The organism is Variovorax sp. LjRoot290 (assembly GCF_964253985.1).
GTDB lineage: Bacteria > Pseudomonadota > Gammaproteobacteria > Burkholderiales > Burkholderiaceae_C > Variovorax.
This window is the reverse complement of sequence record NZ_CAXURW020000001.1, coordinates 3,159,840-3,184,834: the sequence shown is the minus strand read 5'-3', so window position 1 is coordinate 3,184,834 and position 24,995 is coordinate 3,159,840. Positions and strand designations below refer to the sequence as shown.

Annotated in this window: 24 protein-coding genes; 22 read left to right on the top strand and 2 right to left on the bottom strand. The window is 69.1% G+C overall.

Annotated elements, in window-relative coordinates:
• Positions 1-14: 14 nt before the first annotated feature.
• From ACSQ9A_RS15840 to ACSQ9A_RS15825, 4 genes are read left to right on the top strand one after another with little or no spacing between them, the layout of a single operon-like run.
• Positions 15-998, top strand: a complete 984-nt coding sequence (locus ACSQ9A_RS15840) for a thiamine pyrophosphate-dependent dehydrogenase E1 component subunit alpha (RefSeq protein WP_436304296.1) — start codon at positions 15-17, stop codon at positions 996-998.
• Positions 995-2,005: an alpha-ketoacid dehydrogenase subunit beta gene (locus ACSQ9A_RS15835; protein ID WP_436304295.1), complete on the top strand. Its 1,011-nt coding sequence runs from the start codon at positions 995-997 to the stop codon at positions 2,003-2,005. The genes ACSQ9A_RS15840 and ACSQ9A_RS15835 overlap by 4 nt, the downstream gene beginning before the upstream one ends.
• Positions 2,006-2,037: 32 nt before the next feature.
• Entirely contained in the window at positions 2,038-2,268 is a 231-nt protein-coding gene (locus ACSQ9A_RS15830) for a biotin/lipoyl-containing protein (protein WP_093103551.1), read from the top strand.
• Positions 2,265-2,993, top strand: a complete 729-nt coding sequence (locus ACSQ9A_RS15825; protein WP_093103549.1) for a 2-oxo acid dehydrogenase subunit E2 — start codon at positions 2,265-2,267, stop codon at positions 2,991-2,993. The genes ACSQ9A_RS15830 and ACSQ9A_RS15825 overlap by 4 nt, the downstream gene beginning before the upstream one ends.
• Positions 2,994-3,014: 21 nt before the next feature.
• Here ACSQ9A_RS15825 and ACSQ9A_RS15820 read toward each other — a convergent pair whose 3' ends face one another.
• Positions 3,015-4,616, bottom strand: a complete 1,602-nt coding sequence (locus ACSQ9A_RS15820) for a GMC family oxidoreductase (RefSeq protein WP_436295644.1) — start codon at positions 4,614-4,616, stop codon at positions 3,015-3,017.
• An 8-nt stretch (positions 4,617-4,624) separates the two neighbouring features.
• Positions 4,625-5,866: a cytochrome P450 gene (locus ACSQ9A_RS15815; protein ID WP_436304294.1), complete on the bottom strand. Its 1,242-nt coding sequence runs from the start codon at positions 5,864-5,866 to the stop codon at positions 4,625-4,627.
• A 215-nt stretch (positions 5,867-6,081) separates the two neighbouring features.
• On the opposite strand from ACSQ9A_RS15815, the gene ACSQ9A_RS15810 reads away from it, so the two are divergent.
• The 18 genes from ACSQ9A_RS15810 (at position 6,082) to ACSQ9A_RS15725 (ending at position 24,986) form a co-directional block, all read left to right on the top strand.
• Entirely contained in the window at positions 6,082-6,327 is a 246-nt protein-coding gene (locus ACSQ9A_RS15810; RefSeq protein WP_436304293.1) for a hypothetical protein, read from the top strand.
• A 248-nt stretch (positions 6,328-6,575) separates the two neighbouring features.
• On the top strand, positions 6,576-6,803 hold the full coding sequence (locus tag ACSQ9A_RS15805; protein WP_093103542.1) for a hypothetical protein: 228 nt from the start codon (positions 6,576-6,578) through the stop codon (positions 6,801-6,803).
• Positions 6,804-6,819: 16 nt separating this feature from the next.
• Positions 6,820-8,058 carry a CaiB/BaiF CoA transferase family protein gene (locus tag ACSQ9A_RS15800; RefSeq protein WP_436295647.1) on the top strand — a complete coding sequence of 413 codons (1,239 nt, stop codon included), beginning with the start codon at positions 6,820-6,822 and terminating at the stop codon, positions 8,056-8,058.
• Positions 8,055-9,317 carry an NAD(P)/FAD-dependent oxidoreductase gene (locus tag ACSQ9A_RS15795; protein WP_436304292.1) on the top strand — a complete coding sequence of 421 codons (1,263 nt, stop codon included), beginning with the start codon at positions 8,055-8,057 and terminating at the stop codon, positions 9,315-9,317. The genes ACSQ9A_RS15800 and ACSQ9A_RS15795 overlap by 4 nt, the downstream gene beginning before the upstream one ends.
• Before the next feature lie 13 nt (positions 9,318-9,330).
• Positions 9,331-9,651, top strand: a complete 321-nt coding sequence (locus tag ACSQ9A_RS15790) for a 2Fe-2S iron-sulfur cluster-binding protein (RefSeq protein ID WP_436304291.1) — start codon at positions 9,331-9,333, stop codon at positions 9,649-9,651.
• A gap of 62 nt (positions 9,652-9,713) precedes the next feature.
• Complete coding sequence (locus tag ACSQ9A_RS15785; RefSeq protein ID WP_093103536.1) at positions 9,714-10,934, top strand: amidohydrolase family protein; 1,221 nt, start codon at positions 9,714-9,716, stop codon at positions 10,932-10,934.
• A 3-nt stretch (positions 10,935-10,937) separates the two neighbouring features.
• Positions 10,938-11,915, top strand: coding sequence for an NAD(P)H-dependent flavin oxidoreductase (locus ACSQ9A_RS15780; RefSeq protein ID WP_436295650.1), 978 nt, complete (start codon positions 10,938-10,940; stop codon positions 11,913-11,915).
• A gap of 9 nt (positions 11,916-11,924) precedes the next feature.
• A complete protein-coding gene (locus tag ACSQ9A_RS15775; RefSeq protein WP_436304290.1) occupies positions 11,925-13,106 on the top strand; it encodes an NADH:flavin oxidoreductase in 1,182 nt (393 codons plus the stop codon).
• Entirely contained in the window at positions 13,106-13,936 is an 831-nt protein-coding gene (locus tag ACSQ9A_RS15770) for an enoyl-CoA hydratase (protein WP_436304289.1), read from the top strand. Before ACSQ9A_RS15775 ends, ACSQ9A_RS15770 begins: the two co-directional genes overlap by 1 nt.
• Positions 13,937-13,940: 4 nt before the next feature.
• The gene (locus tag ACSQ9A_RS15765; protein ID WP_436304288.1) at positions 13,941-14,735 is read left to right on the top strand and encodes an enoyl-CoA hydratase/isomerase family protein; all 795 of its coding nucleotides are present in this window, start codon (positions 13,941-13,943) and stop codon (positions 14,733-14,735) included.
• Positions 14,736-14,770: 35 nt separating this feature from the next.
• Positions 14,771-15,592 (top strand): enoyl-CoA hydratase/isomerase family protein, encoded by an 822-nt coding sequence (locus tag ACSQ9A_RS15760; protein WP_436304287.1) that lies wholly within the window; start codon positions 14,771-14,773, stop codon positions 15,590-15,592.
• 205 nt (positions 15,593-15,797) lie between these two features.
• The gene (locus ACSQ9A_RS15755) at positions 15,798-16,637 is read left to right on the top strand and encodes an oxidoreductase (protein WP_436304286.1); all 840 of its coding nucleotides are present in this window, start codon (positions 15,798-15,800) and stop codon (positions 16,635-16,637) included.
• A 10-nt stretch (positions 16,638-16,647) separates the two neighbouring features.
• Positions 16,648-18,003: a hypothetical protein gene (locus ACSQ9A_RS15750; RefSeq protein ID WP_436304285.1), complete on the top strand. Its 1,356-nt coding sequence runs from the start codon at positions 16,648-16,650 to the stop codon at positions 18,001-18,003.
• Positions 18,000-19,400, top strand: coding sequence for an acyl-CoA reductase (locus ACSQ9A_RS15745; RefSeq protein ID WP_436304284.1), 1,401 nt, complete (start codon positions 18,000-18,002; stop codon positions 19,398-19,400). The genes ACSQ9A_RS15750 and ACSQ9A_RS15745 overlap by 4 nt, the downstream gene beginning before the upstream one ends.
• Positions 19,401-19,457: 57 nt before the next feature.
• Positions 19,458-20,201, top strand: coding sequence for a MarR family transcriptional regulator (locus ACSQ9A_RS15740; protein ID WP_436295502.1), 744 nt, complete (start codon positions 19,458-19,460; stop codon positions 20,199-20,201).
• 81 nt (positions 20,202-20,282) lie between these two features.
• Positions 20,283-21,758 carry an MFS transporter gene (locus ACSQ9A_RS15735; RefSeq protein WP_436295501.1) on the top strand — a complete coding sequence of 492 codons (1,476 nt, stop codon included), beginning with the start codon at positions 20,283-20,285 and terminating at the stop codon, positions 21,756-21,758.
• A gap of 139 nt (positions 21,759-21,897) precedes the next feature.
• Positions 21,898-23,604 carry a DUF1302 domain-containing protein gene (locus tag ACSQ9A_RS15730; protein ID WP_436304283.1) on the top strand — a complete coding sequence of 569 codons (1,707 nt, stop codon included), beginning with the start codon at positions 21,898-21,900 and terminating at the stop codon, positions 23,602-23,604.
• Between the two features lie 20 nt (positions 23,605-23,624).
• Positions 23,625-24,986: a DUF1329 domain-containing protein gene (locus ACSQ9A_RS15725; RefSeq protein WP_436304282.1), complete on the top strand. Its 1,362-nt coding sequence runs from the start codon at positions 23,625-23,627 to the stop codon at positions 24,984-24,986.
• The last annotated feature ends 9 nt before the right edge of the window (positions 24,987-24,995 follow it).

The following is a 24,995-nucleotide window of genomic DNA, read 5'->3' as shown; positions in this document are numbered from 1 at the left end:
ACCAGGACGAATCCATGACACCAGACACGCGCATCGACCAGGCCATCCTGGTCGACATCTACCGCCGCATGGCCCTGATCCAGCGCAGCGACGATCGCTTCCGCGCGGTCATCAAGGCCGGCAAGATCGTCGCGCCGTACTACTCGCCACGCGGGCAGGAAGCGATTCCCGCCGCGGTGTCGGTGAACCTCACGAACGAGGACACGATCTGCACGATCTACCGCGGCATCCACGACATGCTCGCCAAGGGCGTGCCGTCGAAGCTGCTGTGGGCGGAGATTGCCGGCAAGGCGACCGGTACCTGCAAGGGAAAGGGCGGCCCGATGCACATCACGCACCCGGAGTCCGGCGTGATGGTGACGACCGGGATCGTCGGCAGCAGCATGCCGATCGCCAACGGACTGGCGCTGGCGGCGCAGATCCGAGGGCAGAAGCATGTGTCCGTCGCGTATTTCGGCGATGGCGCGTCGAACATCGGCGCCTTCCACGAGGCATTGAACATGGCGGCGGTCTGGAAGCTGCCGGTGATCTTCGTCTGCCAGAACAACGGCTATGGCGAGCACACGCGCTACGAGCTGGCCACCTCCGCGAAGCAGATCTCCGACCGCGCCGCGGGCTACCAGATGCCCGGCGTCACGATCGACGGCAACGACCCGCTGGCGGTGTATGCGGCGGCGCGCGAGGCCGTCAGTCGCGCGCGCGCCGGCGAGGGCCCGACCCTGATCGAAGCCAAGACCTTCCGCTTCCAGGGCCACGTGTTCGGCGACGCGGACGCCTACATGGCGCCGGGCGAGAAGGAGGCTGCGATGGCGAGGGACCCGGTGCCGCGCTTCCGCAGCTGGCTGATCGAAGGAGGCGTGGCCGAATCCGAGCTGGCGGCGCTCGAGTCGGCGATCGATCGCGAGATCGACGAGGCCGTGGCTTTCGCGCTGGAAAGCCCGGTGCCGGACTTGTCCGAACTGCAGCGGGATGTGCTGGCCGAGGAGGTTGCGCAATGAATACGACAAGCACCGTGCTCGACAAGGTCAAGCCGATGAACACGATCCAGGCCGTCAACCTGGCGCTAGACGAAGCAATGGGCCTGGACCCGAACGTCATCCTGCTCGGCGAGGACATTGCCGACGGCCAGGAGGGCGGCATCGTCGGCGTGACCAAGGGGCTCTCGACCAAGTACGGCACCTCGCGCGTGCGCTCCACGCCGATTTCCGAGCAGGCGATCATCGGCGCGGCGATCGGCGCGTCGATCGTCGGCATGCGGCCGGTGGCGGAGATCATGCTGATGAACTTCACCGCGGTGGCGATGGACATGATCGTCAACCACGCGGCCAAGCTGCGCTACATGTCGGGCGGGCAGACGCATGTGCCGATCACGATCCGCACGATGACCGGCGCCGGCTTCGGCACCGGCGGCCAGCATGCCGACTACCTCGAGGCCTGGTTCGCGCACACCGCCGGCATGAAGGTGGTGGCGCCGTCGTCGCCGGCCGATGCCTACGGCTTGATGCTGTCGTGCATCTTCGACGAAGACCCTTGCCTCTTCATCGAGAACATGCCGAGCTACTGGACGCCCGGCGCGCCGCCGCAGCTCGGCCAGCGCATTCCGCTCGGCAAGGCGAAGGTGCTGCGCGAAGGCCGCGACGTGACGGTGATCAGCTACAGCCGCATGGTGCAGGACTGCGCGGCGGTCGCGGACAAGCTGGCGAAGGAAGGCGTGGGGGTCGAGCTGATCGACCTGCGCACGATCTCGCCGCTGGACGAGGCCACCTTGCTGAGCTCGGTCGCGAAGACGCGGCGCGCGGTGGTCGTGCATGAAGCGGTGCGCCGTTTCGGCGTGGGCGCCGAGATCGCCGCGCTGCTGCACGAGCACCTGTTCAGCGCGCTGAAGGCGCCGGTGCAGCGCGTCGGCGCGAACCACTCGCCGGTGCCGTTCTCCAAGACGCTGGAGGCAGCCCACGTGCCGCAGCCCGCGGCGATCGAGGCGGCGATCCGCAAGACGCTGGACTGAAGCGCGAACATCCCTACGACGAGGACATCCCCGTGGCCACCCAGGTTCTGCTTCCCAAGATCGGCTTTTCCATGAACGAGGCGACGCTCGCCGAATGGATGGTCGCCGACGGCGCCGCCGTCACCGAAGGCCAGCCGCTGTACGCGCTGGAAAGCGACAAGTCCGTGCAGGAGGTCGAGTCGCCCGCGACCGGCACGCTGAAGATCGTGGCCCGCGTCGGCGAGGTCTACGAGGTCGGCGCGCTGCTGGCCGAGATCGCATGATCGGCGCCGACCTTCCGGCGTGGCCGGTGGTCGACTTCGCAGCCTTCGGCGAGGTCGAGCTCAGGCCGCTTTCGCGCATCCAGGGCCTGACCGCCGGGTTCCTGGCTCGCAACTGGCTGAGCATTCCGCACGTCACGCACCAGGACGACGCGGACATCACCGCGGTCGAAGCGCTGCGTGCGACGCTGGCGCCCCGGCCGAGCGCGCTGGCCTTCTTCGCGAAGGCGCTGGTGTCGGGCCTGAAGGCCTTCCCGCAGTTCAACGGGTCGCTGGACGCGAGCGGCAGGAACCTCGTGCTGAAGAAGTACTTCCACATCGGCATCGCGATCGACACGCCGCGCGGGCTCGTGGTCGGCGTGGTGCGCGACTGCGACCGCAAGCCGCTCGCCGACATTGCGGCCGACATCTCGGCCCTGTCCGCCAAGGCCCGGGGCCGCGGGCTGCCGATGAGCGACATGGAGGGCGGCTGCATCTCGATCAGCTCGCTCGGCGGCATCGGCGGCACCGGCTTCACCCCGATCGTCAACGCGCCCGAGCTCGCGATCCTCGGCATCGCCAAGGCCGAATGGAAACCTCGTCGCGGATCGGACGACGCGATCGAATGGCGGCTGAAGGTCCCGCTCTCGCTGAGCTACGACCACCGCGTGATCAACGGCGCCGACGCGGCGCGCTTCCTGCGGCATCTGGACGAGGTACTCGCCGAGCCGAAGCAGCTGCTCGCCTGAGGAAGTCCTGCAAGCCGCTCGTCATCGCGCATCCTCCAGAATCAGATCGGCCGCGCGCCATGCCATCGCCATCACCGGACCGTTGGTGTTGCCGGCGGGCATGGTCGGCGCGATCGACAGGTCCATCACGCGCAGCGCCTCGACGCCGCGCACCTTGAGCAGCGGATCGACGACGCTGCGCTCGTCGCCGCCCATGCGGCAGGTGCCGCAGGCGTGGTAGCCGCTCTGGCCGCCGCTGCGGAAGGCGTCCAGGATCTGTTCGTCGCTCTGCACCGCCGGGCCCGGTCGAGTCTCCGCTGTGATCCATGCCGCCAGGCTCGGTTGTTCCGCGACGCGGCGCATGAAGCGCATCGAGGCGATCGCGATGCGGCGGTCTTCCTCCTCGGCGAGGTAGTTGGGGTCGACCTCGGGCGGCACGTCCGGGTCGGGCGAGACGATGCGCAGATGACCCTGGCTGCGCGGGCGCAGCCCGTAGCTGAAGAGCTGCATGCCGGGGAAGTCTTCCATCGCCATGCCGCCCGCCGCGAAATCGAGCGAGAAGGGGCACATCATCAGCTGCGCGTCGGGCCGCGCGGCCCCGGGCAACGATCGGTAGAAGCCGCCGACCGGATACGAGCCCGTCGCCATCACGCCGCTGCGCGTCGACAGGTACCTGGTCGCATGGAGCCCGAGGCGCCAGCCGCTGAACTCGCGGTTCTGGGAATGGCGCCAGTCGGCGAGCCGCCACTGCGCCATGTACAGCAGGTGCTCGCGCAGGTGGAGCCCGACGGCCAGGTTGTGCGCCACCGCCCGGATTCCCAGGGAGCGAAGATGCTCGCCGTCACCGACGCCGGAGAGCTGCAGCAGGCGCGGCGATTGGAGCGCACCGGCGCAGAGGATGACCTCGCGCGTCGCGTCGAAACGCCGTGCGCGGCCATCGACCACTGCCTCGACGCCGACGGCCCGCCGGCCTTCGAACAGCACGCGGCGGACCCGCGTGTCGGTGAGCACTGTCAGGTTGGGGCGCGATCGCACCGGGGTCAGGAAGGCGGCGGCGGCGCTCTGCCGCACCCCATCGCGGATCGTGTAGCTCAGGTAGGCGATGCCTTCGTGATCGAGACGATTGAGGTCGTCGCGGCGCTCGAGGCCCAGGCGCGCACAGGCGGCGATCGTTGCTTCTGCCAGCTCGGTGCGCTCGCCGTGCGGCGTCACCTTCAGCGGCCCGCCGGCGCCGCGCAGGTCGTCGGCGCCGAGTGCGTGGTCTTCGATCGCCTTGAAGCTCTTCGCGATTTCGGCCCAGCCCCAGCCGGCGGCGCCCTGCGAGGCCCACTCGTCGTAGTCCGCGGGATGGCCGCGCATGTAGACCATGCCGTTGATCGCGCTCGATCCGCCGAGCATCTTCCCGCGCGCCCAGACCTCCTGCCGGCTGCCGTTGCCGGCGTGGGGCGCCACAGGGATGTAGTCGGCATGCTTCGGGTCCGCTAGCAGCTTGCCGAAGCCCTTGGGCATGGCGATCAGGGGGCTGTGGTCCTCGGGCCCGGCCTCGATCAGCAGCACCCGGTGGCCGGGGTTCTCGCTGAGGCGGTTGGCCAGCACGCAGCCGGCCGAGCCGGCGCCGACGATGAGGTAGGTCGCGTCGGTCACTGCAGCGCTCAGTCGAAGCGCACGTGGATGTGCTTGGGCACGCGCATCATCGTGCCCTGGATCCGCGGTGGCGGCATGTCGGGATCGAGGCGCAGGTTCGGCAGATGGTCGAGGATCGCATTCAGCGCCCGCGCCATCTCGACGCGCGCGAGGTGCTGGCCGATGCACACATGGGGCCCGAACGCAAACGCGAAATGGCGCTGTTTCTTGCGGAAGATGTCGAAGCGGTCCGGGTTCTCGAAGCGCGAGGGATCGCGGTTCGCCGAGCCCGAAGCCACTGAAAGGCAGGCGCCTGCCGGCAGCTTCACCCCGCAGAGTTCGGTGTCGACCGAGGGTGTGCGTGTCGCGATCAGCACAGGGCCGTCCCAGCGCAAGGCTTCCTCGATCGCCTGCGGAATCAGCGAGCGGTCCTTGCGCACCGCCTCGAGCTGGTCCGGATGGGTCAGCAGGCCGGTCAGCAGGATGCTCGTGCCTCGGTAGGTGGTGTCGCCGCCTGCATTGACGAGCTGCCGCAGGAAGGAGATCAGGATCTCTTCGGGCAGGTGCTCGCCGTCGACTTCGGCATGTGACAGCAGGCTCACGAGGTCATCGCCCGGGTCCGCGCGCCGCTCCTGCGACAGGGCCTTGAAATACACGCCCAGCTTGTGCGACGCCTCGGTGCCGTGGGCCACGTCATACGACACCACCGTCTGCGCGATCGCCAGCTTGTGGAAGATGCCGACGTCCTCCGGCGGCAGGTCCAGCTGCCTGTAGATGATCTGGAACGGGTAGTGGTGGGTGAACTCCTGCACCAGATCGGCTCGGCCGCGGCCGCTGAACTTCTCCATCAGCGACGCCACGACGGGATCGACCAGCGTCTCGCCCCACTTCGATACCGTGTTCGGCAGGAACGCCTTCTGGAAGATCTTGCGATAGCGCGGATGGTCCGGCGCATCCATCGTGCTCACGCTCTGGCCGAACGAGATGCCCAGGTTGCGCGCGTAGATGCCGTTCGAGTAGGTCTGCGGATCCAGGAAGACGCTCTCGACCGCGTCGTAGCCGAGCACCAGGTACGCCGGCAGAACCGCCATCGTCACGTCCGGATGCAGGCCCAGCGCGCTCCGGTAGTCGAAGGCATGCACCGGCCCTTGTTCGCGCCACCGGGCAAGCTGCGGGTAGGGATCGTCGTGCTCGCCGAACGCGGCGTCATCGGAGACGAAGGGGTCGTAGGCCGGGTCGTCAAAGTCCTGGATGCGGGGGATGGCGCCCATGGTGATCCTTGTCGATATCGGCGGCATTGATATTGCAGAACGATGTTCAACTATACGACTTGGTTTTCTACGTACGCGAGCAACTGCTCTCGGGTTTTCCCGGATCATGACGGATTAACTTCAGAATAGTATTCACAAAATAGAACGACTGTCATGCGGATAGTCGCACGGTGTTGATGGGGTCGCCGGCGCAGGGGTCGCCTGAGGAGACTGAAATGCTCAGTGGTCTGAAAGTGTTGGCAATCGGCTCGGCAGTGGGTGTGTTCGGCTCGCTCGGCTATCTGAAGTCGGACGCGTCCGATGAAGCGCGCGCCGCGGCCCCCTCGAAGGCCGAGGTCTGCCGGGCGGGCGGCAGCAACCTGCCGGCTGCGACGGCCCAGGAGTGCTACCGGGAGATGGTTCGTGCCTACGGCCACCTGGGAGGCTCGATCGGCCAGGTCTTCGCGGCGTCGCGCCGCTGAGGTCGGCGCCTCGCCGACCGCGCCCGGGCCGGCGCGCACCGCGCGGCGAGCCTGAGCCGGAATTCGCTTCGGATGCCCTGCGATGCCATCGTGCGATGGCTTGTACAGGCGCGTCTGCCCCTGATGGAATTGCCCTGCGGCCGCCCGTGGCGTCGGGCTGCACCGGCATGTGAAGGCATGCTGCAAAGGGTTTGCAATGTTCTTAAAGTAGACTATCATTCGACTATACGAACAGCGAGGTGAGTCTTATGAACAGCCTGCAAATCGATTCGAATGGCACGTTGACCGAACTCGTCGCATTCAAGTGGCTGATGGCCGGGCGCGGCTGGTGGGTGGATGTGCCGCGCTTCTGGCGCGACGCGGCCTACGCACGCGAGTGCGCCCAGAAGGGCGCCGAAAGCGGTCTGGAGCTGCTCGCGCGCAGCAGCGCCGCCTTGCTGGCGCAGGTGCCGCGACCGACACTCCAGGGGACCTGATCCTCACTTCACTGCCATGTCCAGAAAGCCCTTCTCGCACATTCGCGTTCTCGATCTGTCGCGCGTCATCGCCGGCCCGCTGGCCGCGCAGATGCTCGGCGATCTCGGTGCCGAGGTGATCAAGGTCGAGCGCCCCGGCGCGGGCGACGATGCGCGCAGGATGGGCCCGCCGTTCCTGAAGGACCGCGACGGCCGCGACACGCACGAGACGCCGATCATCCTGGGCAGCAACCGCAACAAGAAGTCGATCACGCTCGACCTCGCCCAGCCCGAGGGCCAGGGGCTGGCGCGCCGGCTGGCCGCGATGTCGGACGTGCTGGTCGAGAACTTCAAGGTCGGCGACCTGAAGCGCTACGGCCTGGACCAGGCAAGCCTGCGCGAGCTCAATCCGCGCCTCGTCTATTGCTCGGTGACCGGCTTCGGCCAGACCGGGCCCTATGCGCCGCGCCCCGGCTACGACTCGATCTTCCAGGCCATGGGGGGCCTCATGAGCGTGACCGGCTATCCGGACGAGGAGGGCGGTGCGCCGGTCAAGACCGGCCCTTCGATCGCCGACTTCGTGGCCGGGCAGTTCGCCGCGATCGGCGTGATCACGGCCCTTTACGAGCGCGATGCGAACCGCGAGGCCAGCGGCGGCCGCGGCCAGCACGTCGATGTCGCGCTCTTCGACTCGCTGGTGGCTTCGCTGTCGCACTACGCGGCGCAGTACCTGGCGACCGGCGAGGTGCCGGTGCGGCGCGGCACGCAGGGCAGCGGCGGCTTGCCGTCGCAGGTCTTCCCGTGCGCCGATGGCGGCGTGATGGTGGTGTGCGGCAATGACGAGCAATACCGTCGCTTCTGCAGCGCGCTCGATCACCCCGAGCTCGCCGACGACCCGCGCTTCGCGACCAACCCGCTGCGCGTGGGCAACCGCAAGCCGCTCGCCGCCACCTTCGATGCGATCACGCGCCGCTGGCGCCAGGCCGACCTGCTCGCCGCGATGGAAGCGGCCGGCGTACCGGCGGGGCCGATCCGCGATCTCAAGCAGGTGTTCGACGATCCGCAGGCGCAGCACCGCGGCCTGGCCGCGGAGGTACCGCATCCACTGGCCGGCAGTGTCAGGATCTGCACCAATCCGATCAAGTTCTCGGACACGCCGATCACCGACTACACCGCGCCGCCGACGCTGGGCCAGCACAACGACGAGATCTACCGCGGCCTGCTCGGCCTGGCCGCCGAGGAGATCGAACGCTTGAAGTCGAAGGGAATCGTGTGAGCGGCGAGCGCGATGCGCTGGTCGTCATCGGTGCCGGACATGCCGGCACCGAGCTCGCGGTGCAGGCGCGCGAGGCCGGATGGCAGGGCCGCATCCAGCTGGTCGGCGACGAGACCGCGCTGCCCTACCACCGGCCGCCGCTGTCGAAGGCCTACCTGGCCGGCACCGCGACGCTCGACTCGTTGCACCTGAAGGCGCGCGCCACGCTCGAGAAGGCCGGCGTCGAGCTGGTGCAGGGCCGGCGCGTGCAGACCGTGGACCGAGCGGACCGGCGCGTCGCGTTCGAGGACGGCTCCTCGATCGGCTATGCGCGGCTCGCGCTGGCCACCGGTGGGCGCCCCCGTCCGCTGCCGCCGGCGATCGCGGGCGCGGCCATTGGCGCCGACAACTTCCACTACCTGCGCACGCTCGCCGACGTCGATCGCATCCGCCGGCACTTCGAGCCCGGTGCGCGCGTCACGATCGTCGGCGGCGGCTACATCGGCCTCGAGGTGGCCGCGGTGGCGGTGAAGGCCGGGCTGAAGGTCACCGTGCTGGAGGCGGCCGACCGCGTGCTCGCGCGGGTGACCGCGCCGCGCGTGTCGTCCTTCTACGAGCAGGTGCACCGCGAAGCCGGCGTCGACCTGCGCGTCGGCGTGCAGGTCGACGGCTTCGCGCTCGATGCGGCGCGCCGCAGGGTCACCGGCGTGCATTGCGCCGACGGCGAGCGCCTGGCCTGCGACCTGGTGATCGTCGGCATCGGCCTGGTGCCCAATACCGAGCTCGCCGCCGCCGCCGGCCTTGCGGTCGACGACGGCATCCGCATCGACGCCTGCGCACGCACCAGCGACCCGCAGGTCGTCGCGGCCGGCGATTGCACGCGCTTCGACAGCGCGCTGTATGGCCGCTGCGTGCGGCTCGAGTCGGTGCCGAATGCGCTCGAACAGGCGCGCTCCGCAGCGGCGGCGCTGCTCGGGCATGAGCGGCCGTTCGAGAGCGCGCCGTGGTTCTGGTCCGACCAGTACGACCTGAAGCTGAAGATGGTCGGCCTGTCGCAGGGCCATGACCAGTTCCTGTTGCGCGGCTCGGTCGAGCAGCGCTCGTTCTCGGCCTTCTACCTGAAGGGCGAACGCGTGATCGCGGTCGACACCGTGAATCGCCCGGCCGAGTTCATGCTGGCCAGGCGCATCGTCGGCGAACGCATGGCCATCCCGCCCGAGCGGCTGGTCGACGACGGCGCGCCGCTGAAGAGCCTGCTTGCGGAAGCCTTGCCCCAATAAGGAGAAAACCACCGTGCCCCGTTTCACGATCATCGAGCACACCGGTGCCGAGCACCAGGTCGACGCCGAAGTCGGCCAGTCGGTCATGCAGGGCGCCATCGACGCCCTGGTGCCCGGCATCCTCGCCGACTGCGGCGGCTCTTGCAGCTGCGCTACCTGTCACTGCTACGTCGACGAAATCTGGATGTCCAGGCTGCCGCCGCCGGAATCCACCGAGCGCGACATGCTCGAGTGCGTGCTCGAGCAGCGCGAGACGAGCCGCCTGTCGTGCCAGTTGCGCGTCACGCCCGCGATCGAGGGCCTCGTGATCCGCCTGCCCGCATCGCAAGTCTGAAGCACCCCAATTCGAGCCGTGCCGCGACCGCGCGGAGTGGCATCCCATCCCCGGAGAACCTGATGACGACCACCACCACTTCTGCTGCACCGCTCTTCAAGGGCCCGATCTTCGACGGCGACACCCATCTCTACGAAACCCCCGATTCCTTCAGCCGCTACCTGCCCGAACAGTTCAGGAAGGATTGGAGCTACGAGTGGAAGGTCGGCGCCGACGGCGAATACGCGATGTACGTGGGCCAGCGCAAGGTCGAGATCAGTGCCGGCTATTACTCCGAGGACGGCCGCGTGCCGCCGCCGGGCAAGCTGCACGAGTGGCTGCGCGCGCAGAAGGAGGGCAAGGAGAACGTCGACATGCGCGTGCCGATGACCGAAGACATGTATGCCCGCGACGCCCGCCTCGCGAAGATGGACGAGTTCGGCGTCGAAGGCTGCTTCCTCTACTGCGGCAACATGGTCGCGTCGATCAGCTACCTCGACGAGCCGAAGGCCGCGGCGGCGGTGATGCATGCCTACAACCGCTGGATGCTCGACGACTGGGGCTTCAACTACAAGGACCGCATCTACTCCGCGCCGCTGGTCTCGCTCGACGACCTGGATGCGGCCTGCGCCGAGGCCGAATGGGCCATCAGGAACGGCACGCGCCTGTTCCTGATGCCGATGGGGCCCTTCGGCGGCAAGCCGCCGGCGCATCCTGACTTCGACCGCTTCTGGTCCATCCTCAACGAAGCGCACTGCCGCGTGGTCTATCACGTGTCGGAGGCGATCTACATGAAGGACCACATGGCGGTGTGGGGCGAGCCGGTGCAGCAGTCGCGCCAGCGCCAGACTGCCTTCGTCTGGATGCACGGCTACAGCGAGCGGCCGGTGGTGGAGACGATCTCGTCGCTGATCTTCTGGAACTTCTTCGCGCGCTTCCCCAACCTGCGCGTACTGTCGGCCGAGAACGGCGCCGAGTGGGTGCCGACCATGCTGATCAAGATGGACAAGTGCCGCGGCATGGCGAAGAACGGTTACTGGCCGGGCGGGCAGCTGAAGGAGCGGCCGAGCCGGATCTTCCAGCGCCATGTCAGCGTGGTGGCCTATCCGGAGGACGACCTGAAGACGATCGTCGACCAGGTCGGTTCGCACGAGTGGATGATCATGGGCTCGGACTACCCGCATGCCGAAGGCGTGCCGGCGCCGCGCGACTTCGCCGACGAGGCCTGCAAGCAGCTCGGTGCCGAGCAGACGCAGGGCGTGATGCATGACAACGGCCGGCGCTTCCTCGCGCCGGTGGTGTGAAGCATGAAGACCAAGGTGAGTGCGCTGCTCGGCAGCCGGCTTCCCGTCGTGCAGAGCGGCATGCGCTGGGCCTCGCGCGCCGAGCTGGTCTCCGCGGTCTCGAACGCCGGCGCCTTCGGCATCCTGTCGGCGCACACGCAGCCGGATGCCGAGGCGCTGCGCCGCGAGATCGAGCGCACCCGTTCGATGACCGATCGGCCCTTCGGCGTCAACCTGACGCTGCTGCCGGGCGCCAGCGGCGTTGACGTCGATGGCTACGTGCGGGTGGTCTGCGAAGAGCGCATTCCGGTCGTCGAGACGGCCGGCGGCAGCCCGGCCCGGTATCTCGATGCGCTGAAGGATGCCGGCGTCAAGGTGATGCACAAGGCCACCAGCGTGCGCCATGCGCTGAAGGCCGAGTCGCTCGGCGTCGATGCGGTGATCATCGACGGCTTCGAATGCGCCGGCCACCCGGGCGCTGACGACGTGCCGGGCCTGGTGCTGATCCCGGCCGCGGCGCGGGCGCTGAAGATCCCGGTGCTGGCCGCCGGCGGCATTGCCGACGGGCGCGGCCTGGTCGCGGCCCTGGCGCTGGGCGCCGAGGGCGTCTGCATGGGCACGCGCTTCCTGTTGACGCGCGAGTCGCCCCTGCACCCGCAGGTCAAGGCGCGCATGCTCGCCGCGTCTGAAACCGACACCACGCTGGTCGGCCGCCGCTTCGGTGACAGCATCCGCGTGCTGAAGAACCGCACGGCCGCCGAAGCGCTCGCCCTCGAGGCGCAGCCGGCGACGACGCACGGGGACCTCCTACCGCTGATCGGCGCGCCGCGCTGGATGCAGGCGATGGAAAGCGGCGCCGCGGACGATGCGGCGCTGCCGATCGGCCAGTGCGTCGGCCTGATCGACGATCTGCCCAGCTGCGCCGAGCTGGTCGAGCGCATGCTGGTGGAGGCGCGCGCCGCGATCGAGCAGCGTCTGCCGGCGCTGCTGGGCGCCGCCTAGGCCCAGGCCATGAACGATCCATCCGATCCATCCGCGCCCATCGATGTCGCGCCCTTGTTCGAACCGATCGCGATCCGCGGCCTCCAGCTCGCCAACCGCATCGTGATGGCGCCGATGACGCGCAACTTCTCGCCCGGCGGCGTGCCGGGCGAGGACGTCGCTGCCTACTACCGCCGCCGTGCCGAGGGCGGCACCGGCTTGCTGATCACCGAGGGCGTGGGCATCGATCATCCCGCGGCGCTCGGGGATGCGGGCCTCGGCGAAAGCAACCTGCCGCATCTCCATGGCGAGGCGGCGCTCGCCGGCTGGAAGCGCGTCGTCGATGCGGTGCATGCCGCCGGCGGCCGGATCGTGCCGCAGCTCTGGCACCAGGGCGTGATGCGCGAACCCGGGACCGGCCCGCATCCGGAGGCCGCGTCGCTGCGTCCATCGGGTCTCTGGGGCCCGGCGGGCCGCATGACCTCGATTGACCCGGCATACGCCGAACGCGTGCAGGCGCCGACACGGCCAATGACCGAGCGCGAGATCCAGGACGTGATCGATGCCTACGCGCGCAGCGCCCGTCACGCGCGCGAGGCCGGTTTCGACGGCATCGCGATCCACGGTGCGCACGGCTACCTGATCGACACCTTTCTGTGGGACGAGACGAACCGCCGCAGCGACGCCTGGGGCGGCGAGCGGCGCGCCCGGGCGCGCTTCGCCGCCGAAGTGGTGCGCGCGATCCGGCGCGAGGTGGGCGAGTCGTTGCCGATCTTCTTCCGCTTCTCGCAGTGGAAGCAGCAGGATTTCAAGGCCCGCCTCGCTTCGACGCCGCAGGAGCTCGAGGAGGTGCTCGGCCCGATTGCCGATGCCGGCGTCGACGTGTTCGACGGCAGCGTGCGCTATTTCGACCGCGCCGAGTTCGAGGGCTCGCCGCTGAACCTGTCGGGCTGGGCCAGGAAGCTCACCGGCAAGCTCGCGATGGCGATCGGCGGCATCGGGCTGGACCGCGGCTTCTACGATTCGAAGCGCGACGGCCGTGCCGGCGGGTCCGACAATGTCGCGCTGCTGATGAAGCGATTCGAGCGCGGCGAGTTCGATCTGGTCGCGGTCGGTCGCGCGCTCTTGAACGAACCGAGATGGACCGAGAAGCTGCGTCACGGGCACGCGTTGCCGGCCTTCGACGAGCAGCGGATGAAGGAGCTGTACTGATGAGTGAGGCCATCACCTGGGCGCTCGCCGACGCCGGCGTGCTGACCCTGACGATCGACCGCCCCGAGGTCAGGAACGCGATCGACACCGCCGGGCAGAACCTGCTGGTGCGCCGGCTGGTCGATGCAGCGCGCCATCCGCGCGTGAAGGTCGTCGTGCTGACCGGCGCCGGCGCGGCCTTCTGCACCGGTGCCGACGTGCGTTCGATGGGCGCGCCGGACCCCGACGACGCGATCGCGCAGGAGTTCGGCCAGACCGAGCTCTGGCAGGCGCACGAGGCGCGGGTCGACCGCCTGCGGCGCCTCGCCGAAGCCTCGTTCCTGCTGCACGACATGGGCAAGCCGACGATCGCGAAGCTGCGTGGGCCGGCGGCCGGGCTCGGCTTCTCGCTCGCCCTCGCGTGCGATTTCCGCATCGCCGCCGACAATGCCTTCTTCGTCTCGAGCTTCGCGAAGATCGGCACGCCGGGCGACTACGGCGGCAGCTACTTCCTCACGCAACTCGTCGGCCCCTCGAAGGCAAAGGAGATCTACATGCTCTGCGACCGTGTCGGCGCCGCCGAGGCGCTGGCGCTGGGCATGGTCAACCGCGTCCTGCCCGACGCCGAACTCGATGCCGCGACCGACGCGTTCGCACTGCGGCTGGCGAACGGGCCGGCGCTCGCCTGGCGGGCGATCAAGGAGAACGTCCACGCCGCCGCGCACCAGACGCTGCAGCAGGTGCTCGACCTCGAGGCGCGCAACATGATCCGCTGCCGCCTGAGCGAGGACTGCAAGGAGGCGCTCGCGGCCTTCCAGCAGAAGCGCGAGCCGCGCTTCGAAGGGCGGTGATGCGATGAGCAAAGCCGTCGATCGCCCCGACGACATGGTGCCGCTCGCGCGCGAGGGTGCGGTCGCGGTGCTGACGCTGAACTTCCCGGCGCGCCGCAACGCCTACTGCCTGCAGATGCGCACCCAGCTTCGCGAGCGGCTAGAAGCGGCGATGGCCGATGCCGAGGTGCGCGCGATCGTGCTCACCGGCGCCGGCGGACACTTCTGCGCCGGCGGCGACATCAGCGAGATGGAAGCGCGCACGCTGCTCGAGAACCGCGAGCGCTGGCAGCTGGTGAGCGCGCTGATCCGGCTCATCGCACTGGGGCCGAAGCCGGTGGTTGCGGCAGTCGAGGGCTCGGCGATGGGCGCGGGCCTGTCGATCGCCTCGCTCGCCGATCATGTGGTCGCTGCGCGAGACGCGAAGTTCGGTGCCGCGTTCGTCAAGGTGGGCCTGATGCCGGACATGGGCGCGCTGTGGAGCCTGCAGCACCGGGTCGGTCGTGCGAAGGCCCGCGAGATCCTCGGCCTCGCGCGGGTGTTCGACGGCGCCGAGGCGCACCGGATCGGCCTGGCCAACGAGCTCGCCGAGTCCGGCGGGGCGCTGCCGCAAGCGCTTGCGGTGGCGCACGAATACGCGGCGCTGCCGCCGGTGGCGAACGCGCTGCTGAAGAACGCGCTGGCGCAAGGCGTGGACAGTCTCGATGCGGCGATCCGCAGCGAGGTGGAGTTCCAGGCCGCGGCCATGGCCAGTGCCGACCATGCCGAGGCGGTGCGTGCGTTCCTGGAGAAACGCGCGCCGCGCTTCGAAGGCCGGTAGTTGGAACATCTCGTCACTTACTGAAGACCGCGACCATGACCCGGGTGCGCTCCGAGCATTTGCGTGACGGCGGCGTGCTGCAGCTCGTGCTCGAGCATGCGCCGGTGAACAGCCTCTCGCACCCGATGCGGCTCGCGCTGTGGCAGGCGCTGGAGGCGGCGGATGCCGATGCTACGGTGCGGGCGATCGTGATCGGCGGCGCCGGCCGCGGCTTCTCGGCCGGCGGCGACTATGCCGAGCTGCACTCGCCGTTGCAGCGACAGTGGCCGGCCCTGTCGGCCCACCTGTTCCCGCGCATCGAGGCGTGCACGAAGCCGGTGATCGCGGCAATCCACGGCTTCGCGGTCGGCGGCGGCTTCGAGCTCGCGCTCGCTTGCCACTACCGCATCGCACAGCGCGACGCGCGCATCGCGCTGCCCGAGCTGAAGCACGGCGTCGTGCCGCCGAGCGGGTCGCAGCGCCTGCCGCGTGCGGTCGGCGTGAGGCGCGCGCTCGCGCTGATCCTCGCGGCCGAGCCGGTGCGCGCCGATCGCTACGCCGAGACGCCCTTGTTCGCTCGCTTGTGCGATGCCGACCCGCTGGCTGCCGCCCGCGCGTTCGCCGCGGCGCTGGAGCCGGGCCGGCCGCCGGCGTCGGCGCTGCTGCGCCACCGGCCGCTCGAGCGCACCGGCGCGGCCGAGGCGATTGCCGCGTGTCGCGCCAGACTGGCCGCTGCAGCCGTGCCAAGGCAAGCCGCTTTGCGTTGCATCGACGTCGTCGAATGGGCTGTACGCGCCGCGGACTTCGACGGCGGGCTCGCGGCTGCGAAACAGATCCACGACGAGCTCTCCGCCCGCGCTGGCGCGGGCAGCGCCTGAGCTCGGTTGATATTGATAAACATATCAAGCGGAATGGGCCTGCGGATTCGGGCCTGTCACGGAGCGCGTCCCCACGTCATCAAGCTCGGGTAAACCCGGTTGCGGCTGGAAGTGGCGCCATCGAAGATTCACCAAGATAATAAAAAACAGAACGATGTAAACATAGTTGAACGCTTCGCCAGCAACGATCGAAGGAGATCCTGAGATGGCAAATTGGCTCATTACCGGCGTCTCGAGCGGCTTCGGCCTCGAGCTCGCCCGGGCCGCGCTCGCGCGCGGCGACACCGTCGTCGGCACTGTGCGCCAGCCTGTGCAGGCCGATCGCTTCGAGCAACTCGCGCCCGGCCGCGCCCATGCGCTGCTGCTCGATGTGACGCGGATCGAGGCGGTTGAACCGGCCGTGCAGAAAGCCCTGAAGCTCGCCGGCACGATTGACGTGCTGGTCAACAACGCCGGCTACGGCCTGTTCGGCGCGATCGAGGAAGTGTCCGATGCCGAAGGGCGGCAGGTGATGGACACCAACCTGTTCGGCCCGCTCGCGGTCGTGCGTGCGCTGCTGCCGCACCTGCGCGAGCGGCGCGCCGGGCACATCTTCAATGTCGCGTCGGTTGCCGGCGTGATCGGCTTTCCCGCCTGCGGCCTGTATGCCGCCTCGAAGTTCGCGCTGGAAGGCGCGACCGAGGCGCTGGCGACCGAGCTGGCGTCCTTCGGCATTCGCGTGACGATCGTCGAGCCGGGCGGCTTCCGCACGCAGTTCGCCGGCGGCTCGCAGCGCCAGGCGGCGCTCCGGATCGACGCCTACGCCGGCACGCCTGCGCACAAGGCGCGCGACCACATCGGCCACTACCACGGCCACGAGCCGGGCGACCCGGCCAAGGCGGCGGCCGCGATCATCCAGGCGCTGGAGGCGCCGCAGCCGCCGCTGCGGCTGGTGCTCGGTGCCGACGCGGTCGGCATGCTGCGCGGGGCCTACGAAGCGAGGATGAAGCAGCTCGCCGAGTGGGAGAGCGTGTCGGTCGCCACGGCCATCGAGCCAGGCCGGTGAGGAGGGCAGCATGACACCGATCCGCCAGCAACTGGTCGACATGATCCTCGACCCGAACCTCGCCTACGACCTGCCGACCTCCGACGTCGAGGCACTGCAGCTTCGGGCGGCGCAGGAGCTGTTCGAGGAGCGCAAGGCGCAGATCCCGCTGCTCGCGCGCCGCGCCGAGGACGCCGGCATCGAGCGCATCGGCAAGCTGGAAGACCTGGTTCCTCTGCTGTTCGCGCACACGGTCTACAAGTCCTACCCGCCGTCCTTCGTCGAGAAGGCGCAGTGGGGCCGCATGCTGCAGTGGCTGAACACGCTGTCGGTGGCCGACACCACCGGCGTGGACGTCGACGGCGTGAAGGACGTCGACGACTGGCTCGCGCGCCTGTGGGAGGCCGGCCACCGGGTGCTTGCGACCAGCGGTTCGTCTGGCAAGTGCTCGTTCCTGAACCACACGGTGGGCGACAACGACCTGAAGAGGCGGCACTTCAAGTACTCGGTCGGCTGGCCGTACGTGCGCGCGAATGCGGATCGCACGGTGTTCTGGCTCGGCCCGTCCAGGGGCACGAGCAGCGCGACCGAGGCCGCCCAGTTCAACTTCGAGAACTTCGGCACGCCGGGGCAGACCTTCGCGCTGACCGACCAGCCGCTGCGGATCGCCGATGTCAGCCGGATGGCGGCGATGCGCAAGAAGATGGCCGACGGCAGCGCGACGCCCGACGAGATCGCCGCCTTCGAGCAGGAGGCCGCGCGCAAGGGCGCCGAAGGGCGCGAGGGCTTGCTGAAGCTGCTCGACACGATCCTCGACCGCCGCGCGGAGCCGATGCTGATCTCGGGCATGTGGGCGCAGTACATGGCGCTGATCGCCCGCGCACGCGAACGCGGCATCGGCGACGGCGCGTTCCATCCCGACACCGTGGTCAACGCCGGCGGCGGCATCAAGGGCGTGCCCTTGCCGCCGGATTACAAGGAGCAGGTCGACCGCTTCTTCGGCCAGGTCGTGCGCCCGGGCAACTACGGCATGACCGAGCTCGCGCAGGTGATGCCGCGCTGCGAGGCCGGGCGCTACCACCGCGCGCCGGCGCTGATCTGGCTGATCGTCGATCGCGATGGCGAGCGCCTGTTGACGGCGCGGGACGGCGAGGATGGCGTGGTCGAGGGCCGCTTCGCCTTCCTCGACCTGCTCTACGAAGGACGCTGGGGCGGGCTCATCACCGGCGACAAGGTGAGCGCCGACCTGAAGCCGCGCTGCCCCTGCGGCCGCCGCGGGCCGACGCTGTTCGACAACATCACGCGCTTCGCGCAGCCGGGCGAGGACGACCACATCGGCTGTGCCGGCACCATCGACGCCTATGTCCGGGGAGCGATCGCTGCATGAACACGACCACCACCATAGCGAGTGCCGCGGTCCCCGTATGCCACGTCGTGAAGGGCAGCGTCGTCACCGGAGCGGCCCGCGAGTACGGCAGCCCGCAGGCGCGCTTCGCGACCCCGGCGCTGGACCTGAACGCGCTGGTGTGGACGCGCCGCGAGCCCGGCCCCGCCTTCGACACGCCGCTGGCCGAGATCATCGACCTGCTCGTGGCGACCGGCGAGCGGCTGAAGCACGACCCCGACGGGCTGCTCGCCGAGGCGCTCGAGTTCAGCATGAGGACGAGCCCGCTGCCGCGCGACGTGCTGCAGCGCTCCTATGCCGGCCTCGGCCGTCTGTTCGACCGCCGCAGCATGCTGTTCCAGGTCGAGCAGGAGCTCGGCGGCACCGATGTGCTGGACGGCTGGCGCGTCATCGCCGACACGCCCAGCGGGCGCACCCACCGGATGCGCGCGTTCCCGCCGCGGCTGATCCACGTGATCGCCGGCAACGCGCCGGGCGTGGCCGCGATGTCGGTGGTGCGGGGCGCGCTGACGAAGGGCGTGCACCTGATCAAGCTGCCTTCCAACGATCTCTTCACGGCCACCGCGATCCTGCGCACGATGGCGGCGGTCGCGCCCGGCCATCCGCTGGTGCGCTCGTTCTCGGCCGCCTACTGGCGCGGCGGCGACGCCCAGGTCGAGAGCCTGTTGTTCCGGCCGCAGTTCTTCGACAAGGTGGTGGCCTGGGGCGGCGAGAGCACGATCCGCAGCGTCAAGCAATACATCGGCCCGGGCTTCGAGCTGGTGGCCTTCGATCCGAAGACCTCGATCTCGCTGATCGGCCGCGAGGCCTTCGCTTCCGACGCCGTGCTGGCCGAGGTGGCCGAGCGCGCCGCGACCGACGCGACGATCATGAACCAGCAGGCCTGCGCGTCGAGCCGGGTGCAGTTCGTCGAGGGCTCGGTCCAGGAGGTCGATCGCTATTGCGCGCTGCTGCAGGCGCGGCTGGGCGTGCAGCGCGAGACCTGCTCGGCGCTCGGCAGCCCGCTGTCGGCCGAGCTGCGCGACGAGATCGACGGCCTGCGCGGCATGGAGCCGCATTACCGCGTCTGGGGCGGCTACGAGGGCCGCGGGCTCGTGATCCGCTCGGAAGAGCAGGTCGACTTTCATCCGGACGGCCGCGTCGTCAACGTAGTGCCGGTGACGAGCCTCACCTCGGCGGTGGGCTGCGCCAACGTCGCGACGCAGACCGTCGGCGTCTACCCGCCCGAGCGCAAGGCCGAGTTGCGCGATGCGCTCGCTGCGGCCGGCGTGCAGCGCATCGTCGAGCTCGGCAAGGCGGTGGCCTTCGAGGCGGGCATCTCGCACGACGGCTTCCTGCCGCTGAACCGCTTCGTGCGCTGGGTCAACGACGAAGGCTGAGCGGTCGCGCGGCGCCTTCGCTGATATCGTGAAAGATATCAACGAGCAGGCATACCGATGACCGAACCAAACACCTGGAGCAGATCCTCATGGGCCGAGTTGCTGAAGCAGAAGCGCACCGCGGCGGGCTGGTCGCAACGCGAGCTGGCGCGGCGCGCGGGCGTGCATCAGCCGCAGATCGTGCGCGCCGAACGGGCCGACGACCTGCAGCTTTCGGTGCTCGCGCGCATCGCGGCGCCGCTGGGCCTGGCGCCGGCGTTGGCGCCCGTGGCGCCGGCGGCGGAGGACGACGACGTCGTGCAGCCCAACCTGGAGAGCTGGCGCCGTGCCTGGCCGCAGGTCGATCCCCAGGTGTTCGCGGTCCTGGCGCGGCTGACGCGCCTCGGGCATCACATCGAGCGCAGCATCGCGTCGCTGGCCGCTGCGCAAGGACTGAATTCCGGCGAGGTGATGGTGCTGGGCGCGCTGCGACGCACGGGGCCGCCCTTCGAGAGCACGCCCACCGGGCTGAAGGAGCGGCTGTGGATCTCGCTGCCGGGCCTGAAGAAGCGGCTCGACCGGCTGGTCGCGCGCGGACTGGTGGAACGGGTCGACAACCCGCTCGACCGGCGCGGGCAGATGGTCCGCATGACGGCGCGCGGTGACCAGACGCTGGACCGCTTGATGACGCACCCGGCACCGGTCTTCAAGGCGGTGCGGGCGTTGCCGGAAGACGAGCGCCGGGGGCTGTCGAACAGCCTGAGGCGCCTGCTGCAGCAGTTGGAGGGCGGCGTCGAGGGCCCCTTCGACGGGCCGGCTTAGACCTTCCGATCCATCGCTTTCTGCGACGGTTGCCGGAAGCAGGTGACAAGGGCCCCGGAGACGTGGCGCGAGGAGACATTCGTGAAGCTCGATCCCCCAAAGCCAGCCGAGAACCGCCGCTGGCTGCTGATCCTCGCCGTGCTGGTGTTCGCCGAGGTGAACAGCTCCTTCGAGGTCGGCATGATGTACGGCGCCCTGGCCACGCTGATGCGCGAGTTCGGCGATCCGGTCGGCGTCGGCTGGCTGATCACGGCCTTCCTGCTCGTCGGCGCGGTCTCGGCCGGCTTGAGCTCGCGTCTGGGCGATCTGTACGGCCGGCGCAGGCTGCTGATCCTCACGCTGGTGTTCGCGATGGCCGGCTCGTTGATCGGTGCCTTCGCCACCAGCCTGCCGTGGCTGATCGCCGGGCGCGCGGTGCAGGGCATGTCGGCGGCGCTGCTGCCGCTCACCATCGGGCTGGTCCGCGAGCACCTGCCGAAGGAGCGCGTGCCGGTGGGCATCGGCTGGGTCGCGGCGATGGCGAGCTTCACGGCCGGCGCGGGCATCCTGCTCGGGGGCTGGCTGGTCGATCATGCCGGCTGGCGCTGGATCTTCTGGTTCTCGGTCGCCCAGACGGCGCTGTCGATCGTGGCGGTCGCGTGGCTGCTGCCGCCCTCGGTGCGGCGTGCCGTGGTGGGGCGCCTCGACCTGCTCGGCGGCGTGCTCTTCGCGCCCGGCGTCGCGCTGCTGCTGTGGGCCGTCACGCGCATGAAGGGCAGCGGGCCGGCCGATCCGGTCACGCTCGGGCTGATCGCGGCCGGCCTGCTAGCGATCGCGGTCTGGGTGCGCCACGAATGGCGCCACCCGCAGCCCATGATCGACGTGCGCCGCTTCGCCGAACGCCAGACCGGGCTGGCGATGGGACTGATGGCGCTGTTCGGCCTCGGCACGGCGCAACTGATGCTCGTGATCCTGCTGCTCGCGCAGCAGCCGGCGTGGACCGGCATCGGCCTCGGCCTCACGGCCACGCTGGCCGCGTTGATCAAGGTGCCCGCCAGCGTTGCGGGACTGTTCGGAGCGCCCTGGAGCGGGCATGTCGCGGCCCGGCATGGCGCGCGGCGCGCGGCGCTGATCGGCAGCGCCGTCATCTGCGCCGGCTGGGTGGCCGTGCTGCTGCATCACGACGCCGTGTGGCTGCTGGTCGCGGTCGCGTTCCTGATCACCCTCGGCGGCTCGATCCTCTATGCGGCGATCCCGAACCTGATCGTCGAGGTCGCGCCACCCGATCGCACCAGCGAGATCAACGGCATGTCGCACGTCGTGCGCACCGTGGGCACCGCGATCGGCACGCAGCTCGCGACCTTGCTGCTGGCCAGCTCGACGGTGACCGATGCGACCCGGGGCTCCGGTACGCATCCAAGCCCGGGCGCCTATCTGCTCACCTTCGCCTTCGTCATCGCCTGCGCCGGCGCCGGCGTGCTGCTCGCCATGGCCTTGCCGCGCCGACACCGCGCGGGGGCGCCGTTGCCGCTGCCGTTGCAGGTGCCGGGCCGATCGGGATCACCGGGTAACTACTGATAGTCGTTGGTTGACGTGCCAGTGGTCCTGTGCAACGATATGAACACTGTTCGAGTATTGGCATGACGCAACGTCCAACGCAAGGCGGCGCGACACGCCGGCCCGGCCGGTTCCCCATTCGTACAAAACTGGAGACTCGATGAACAAAGACCGAGGGATTCGCCGCCGCACTCCGCGCGGCGAACGCGCCTTGAAGGCGGCCTGCATCAGCGCGGCAGTGGCCATGGCCGCGCCTGCGGCCGCCTTCCAGATCGACACCGGCTCGCCCGACCTGGAGCTGACGCTCGACACCACGCTGCGATACAACGCGGCGATGCGTACCGGCGAACGTGATCTCCGGCTCGTCAACTCGCCGGCGGTGGACGAGGGCAACTGGCTGTTCGGCAAGAACGACACGGCACTGTCGCGCTTCGATGTCTACACCGAGTTCGACCTGAACTATAAGAAGAACATGGGCTTGCGCCTCAGCGCGGCAGGCTGGTACGACAACAATTTCCCCGACAGGAGCCGCAGCGACCCGCGCTTCGCGACCGTTCCGAACTATGCGCGGAACGAGTTCACGCCCTACATCGACCGCTATTACAAGGGCCCGTCCGCCGAGTTCATGGATGCCTTCGCCTGGGGCAACCTCGACATCGGCGGCACCTCGCTGAACCTGAAGGCCGGCCGCTTCGCCTGGCTGCCCGGCGAATTCCTGTTCGGCAACGGCGGCAGCGTGTCCTACTCGATGGCGCCCAACGACGGCCGCAAGTCGGACCTGAGCCCGGGTGCCTCGGCCAAGGAAACGGCATTGCCGATCGGCCAGGTCGGCGCCACCTGGCAGCTCAACAACCAGTTCTCGCTGATGGGCCAGTACACGGCTGAATTCCGCTCCTCGCGCATTTCCGAAGGCGGCACTTTCTGGCAGGTCAACGACACCGCGCTCGAAGGCCCGCCGTTCATTTCCAACCCGGCCGTGCGGCGCGGCGAGTCGTTCCAGGGCGACAAGGGCGATGTGGCGCTGGGCCTGAAGTGGTCGCCGGAGAAGCTCGAGGGCGACGCTTTCGGCCTCTGGCTGCGCCGCTTCGACGACAAGACACCGAGCTGGCTGAGCCAGATCGCGGTCGGTCCCAACGGCTCGCGCATCGGCCGTGCCGTCTACGCGAAGGACATCGAGCTGATCGGCCTGACCTACAACACCTTGCTCGGCGGTTGGGGCACCGGTATCGAGCTGAACTACCGACGCAAGATGCCGTTGAACGTGCGCAGCGGTTTCGCGTTCGGCACCTTCCCCGGCCTCATCAACGACCCCGGAATGGAAGGCCCGCGCGGCAACACGGTCCACTTCCTGATGAGCGGCGTTTCCACCATCAACAAGAACGCGCTCTTCGACTCGGGTTCGATCGCGCTGCAGTTCGATGCCATGCACCTGCAGAAGATCACCAGCGGCGCGAATCTCTACAACGGCGAGGGCGGCAACCCCGCCTGCACCAACAACCTGGTGCTGCGCGGCTGCTCGACGCGCAACGCCGCCAGCATCGCCTTGTCGTTCACGCCGACGTGGCAGCAGGTCTTCCCGAGCGTCGACATCTCGGCGCCCTTGTTCGTGACCTACGGCCTGTCGGGCAATGCCGCCGCAGTCGGCGCCGGCGTCACGCCCAAGGGGTCGTGGCTGATCCGTCCGGGCATCCGGATCGAGTACCTGGCCGGCAAGTACAAGCATCAGTTCGACCTGGCCTACACCGCACGCGGGGGCAAGACCGGCAACCTTGCCACCGGCCCCGGCGCAGCGCCGTTCTTCGCCTCCGGCCTGGCGAACTTCCGCGATCGCAACTACGTGAGCTTCACCTACCAGACCGCGTTCTGAGCACTTTGGAAGGAATCGAGATGAACATTCGACACATTGCAACCGCCGCGCTGTGCCTCGGCATCGGCGCGAGCTTCGTTCCCGCAGCCAACGCCGAGGACGGCGATCGCCTGCCCTGGGGCGCCTTGAAGGCGGCCAGCAAGGACGGCAGCATTCCGGCCTGGGACGGCGGCCTTCCGGCCAGCACCAGTCCGCCGGGCTTCAAGAAGGACTCGGGCTTCTGGGTCGACCCCTATGCCGCCGACAAGCCGCTCTACACCGTGACCGCGGCCAACATGGCGCAGCACGCCGACAAGCTCTCCGAGGCGACGAAGGAACTGCTGAAGCGCTACCCGAGCTTCCGCATCGATGTCTACCCGACACGCCGGCCGGCCAACTACTCGGCGTGGTACGTCGAGAACACCCGCAAGAACGCCGCCGGCCGCTGCAAGGCGATCGAGGACGGCGAAGCGGTGACCGGCTGCTTCGGCGGCATGCCCTTCCCGGCTCCCAAGACCGGGCAGGAGGGGATGTGGAACCTGATACTGACGAACAAGGGCGCGTCTTCGTGGACCTACGGCCAGGCCTGGTACGTGGATGGCGGCGGCAACAAGGTCATGACGGCCGAGGTGAACAACCGCAACCAGAACGACTACTTCAACCCGAAGCTGAGCGCCGAGGAGTTCTACGCCAAGGGCGGCCAGTACCTCATGAACAACAACATCTACACCGCACCGGCGCGGATCACCGGTGAAGGCAACCTGCAGCGCAAGTTCATCAATCCGGTGGCGCAGCCCGACAAGACCTGGGCCTACACGCCGGGCCAGCGCCGCGTGCGGCTGTCGCCGGACGCGAGCTACGACTTTCCGGTCGCCACCGCCGCCGGGGCCATGCTGTACGACGAGATCTACGCGTTCTCGGGCCGGCTCGACCGCTTCGAGTGGAAGCTGGGCGGCACCAAGGAGATGCTGATCCCGTACAACGCCTACAAGTACCTGGCCTCCAAGCCCGACGACATCCTGATGAAGGGGCACCCGAACCCGGACGCGATGCGCTGGGAGCTGCACCGCGTCACCGTGATCGACGCCACGCTCAAGCCCGGTGCGCGCCACGTGGCCGCGAAGCGCCGCTTCTATCTCGACGAGGACATCCCCGGCGCGGTGGTGGTCGACGCCTGGGATGCCACCGGCAAGCTCTCGCGCGGCATCCTGAATCCGACGGTCTGGGCCTACGACAAGCAGGCAATGGTGCAGGGCGGCACCTTCTACTTCGACTTCGGCACCGGGGCCTGGTACAACTCCTCGATCCTCGGGGGCTACAAGGGCCTGTTCGTGGACATCGACACGGTCGATGCCGACGCGTTCTACAGCCCCGAAGGCCTGGCACGCCGGACCCAGCGCTGAGTGCACGCG

Coding starts and splice junctions, on each gene's coding strand:
- ACSQ9A_RS15840 (WP_436304296.1), top strand. CDS start 15: ATGACACCAGACACGCGCATCGACCAGGCCATCCTGGTCGACATCTAC.
- ACSQ9A_RS15835 (WP_436304295.1), top strand. CDS start 995: ATGAATACGACAAGCACCGTGCTCGACAAGGTCAAGCCGATGAACACG.
- ACSQ9A_RS15825 (WP_093103549.1), top strand. CDS start 2,265: ATGATCGGCGCCGACCTTCCGGCGTGGCCGGTGGTCGACTTCGCAGCC.
- ACSQ9A_RS15815 (WP_436304294.1), bottom strand. CDS start 5,866: ATGGGCGCCATCCCCCGCATCCAGGACTTTGACGACCCGGCCTACGAC.
- ACSQ9A_RS15810 (WP_436304293.1), top strand. CDS start 6,082: ATGCTCAGTGGTCTGAAAGTGTTGGCAATCGGCTCGGCAGTGGGTGTG.
- ACSQ9A_RS15805 (WP_093103542.1), top strand. CDS start 6,576: ATGAACAGCCTGCAAATCGATTCGAATGGCACGTTGACCGAACTCGTC.
- ACSQ9A_RS15800 (WP_436295647.1), top strand. CDS start 6,820: ATGTCCAGAAAGCCCTTCTCGCACATTCGCGTTCTCGATCTGTCGCGC.
- ACSQ9A_RS15785 (WP_093103536.1), top strand. CDS start 9,714: ATGACGACCACCACCACTTCTGCTGCACCGCTCTTCAAGGGCCCGATC.
- ACSQ9A_RS15780 (WP_436295650.1), top strand. CDS start 10,938: ATGAAGACCAAGGTGAGTGCGCTGCTCGGCAGCCGGCTTCCCGTCGTG.
- ACSQ9A_RS15775 (WP_436304290.1), top strand. CDS start 11,925: ATGAACGATCCATCCGATCCATCCGCGCCCATCGATGTCGCGCCCTTG.
- ACSQ9A_RS15770 (WP_436304289.1), top strand. CDS start 13,106: ATGAGTGAGGCCATCACCTGGGCGCTCGCCGACGCCGGCGTGCTGACC.
- ACSQ9A_RS15765 (WP_436304288.1), top strand. CDS start 13,941: ATGAGCAAAGCCGTCGATCGCCCCGACGACATGGTGCCGCTCGCGCGC.
- ACSQ9A_RS15760 (WP_436304287.1), top strand. CDS start 14,771: ATGACCCGGGTGCGCTCCGAGCATTTGCGTGACGGCGGCGTGCTGCAG.
- ACSQ9A_RS15755 (WP_436304286.1), top strand. CDS start 15,798: ATGGCAAATTGGCTCATTACCGGCGTCTCGAGCGGCTTCGGCCTCGAG.
- ACSQ9A_RS15750 (WP_436304285.1), top strand. CDS start 16,648: ATGACACCGATCCGCCAGCAACTGGTCGACATGATCCTCGACCCGAAC.
- ACSQ9A_RS15745 (WP_436304284.1), top strand. CDS start 18,000: ATGAACACGACCACCACCATAGCGAGTGCCGCGGTCCCCGTATGCCAC.
- ACSQ9A_RS15740 (WP_436295502.1), top strand. CDS start 19,458: ATGACCGAACCAAACACCTGGAGCAGATCCTCATGGGCCGAGTTGCTG.
- ACSQ9A_RS15730 (WP_436304283.1), top strand. CDS start 21,898: ATGAACAAAGACCGAGGGATTCGCCGCCGCACTCCGCGCGGCGAACGC.
- ACSQ9A_RS15725 (WP_436304282.1), top strand. CDS start 23,625: ATGAACATTCGACACATTGCAACCGCCGCGCTGTGCCTCGGCATCGGC.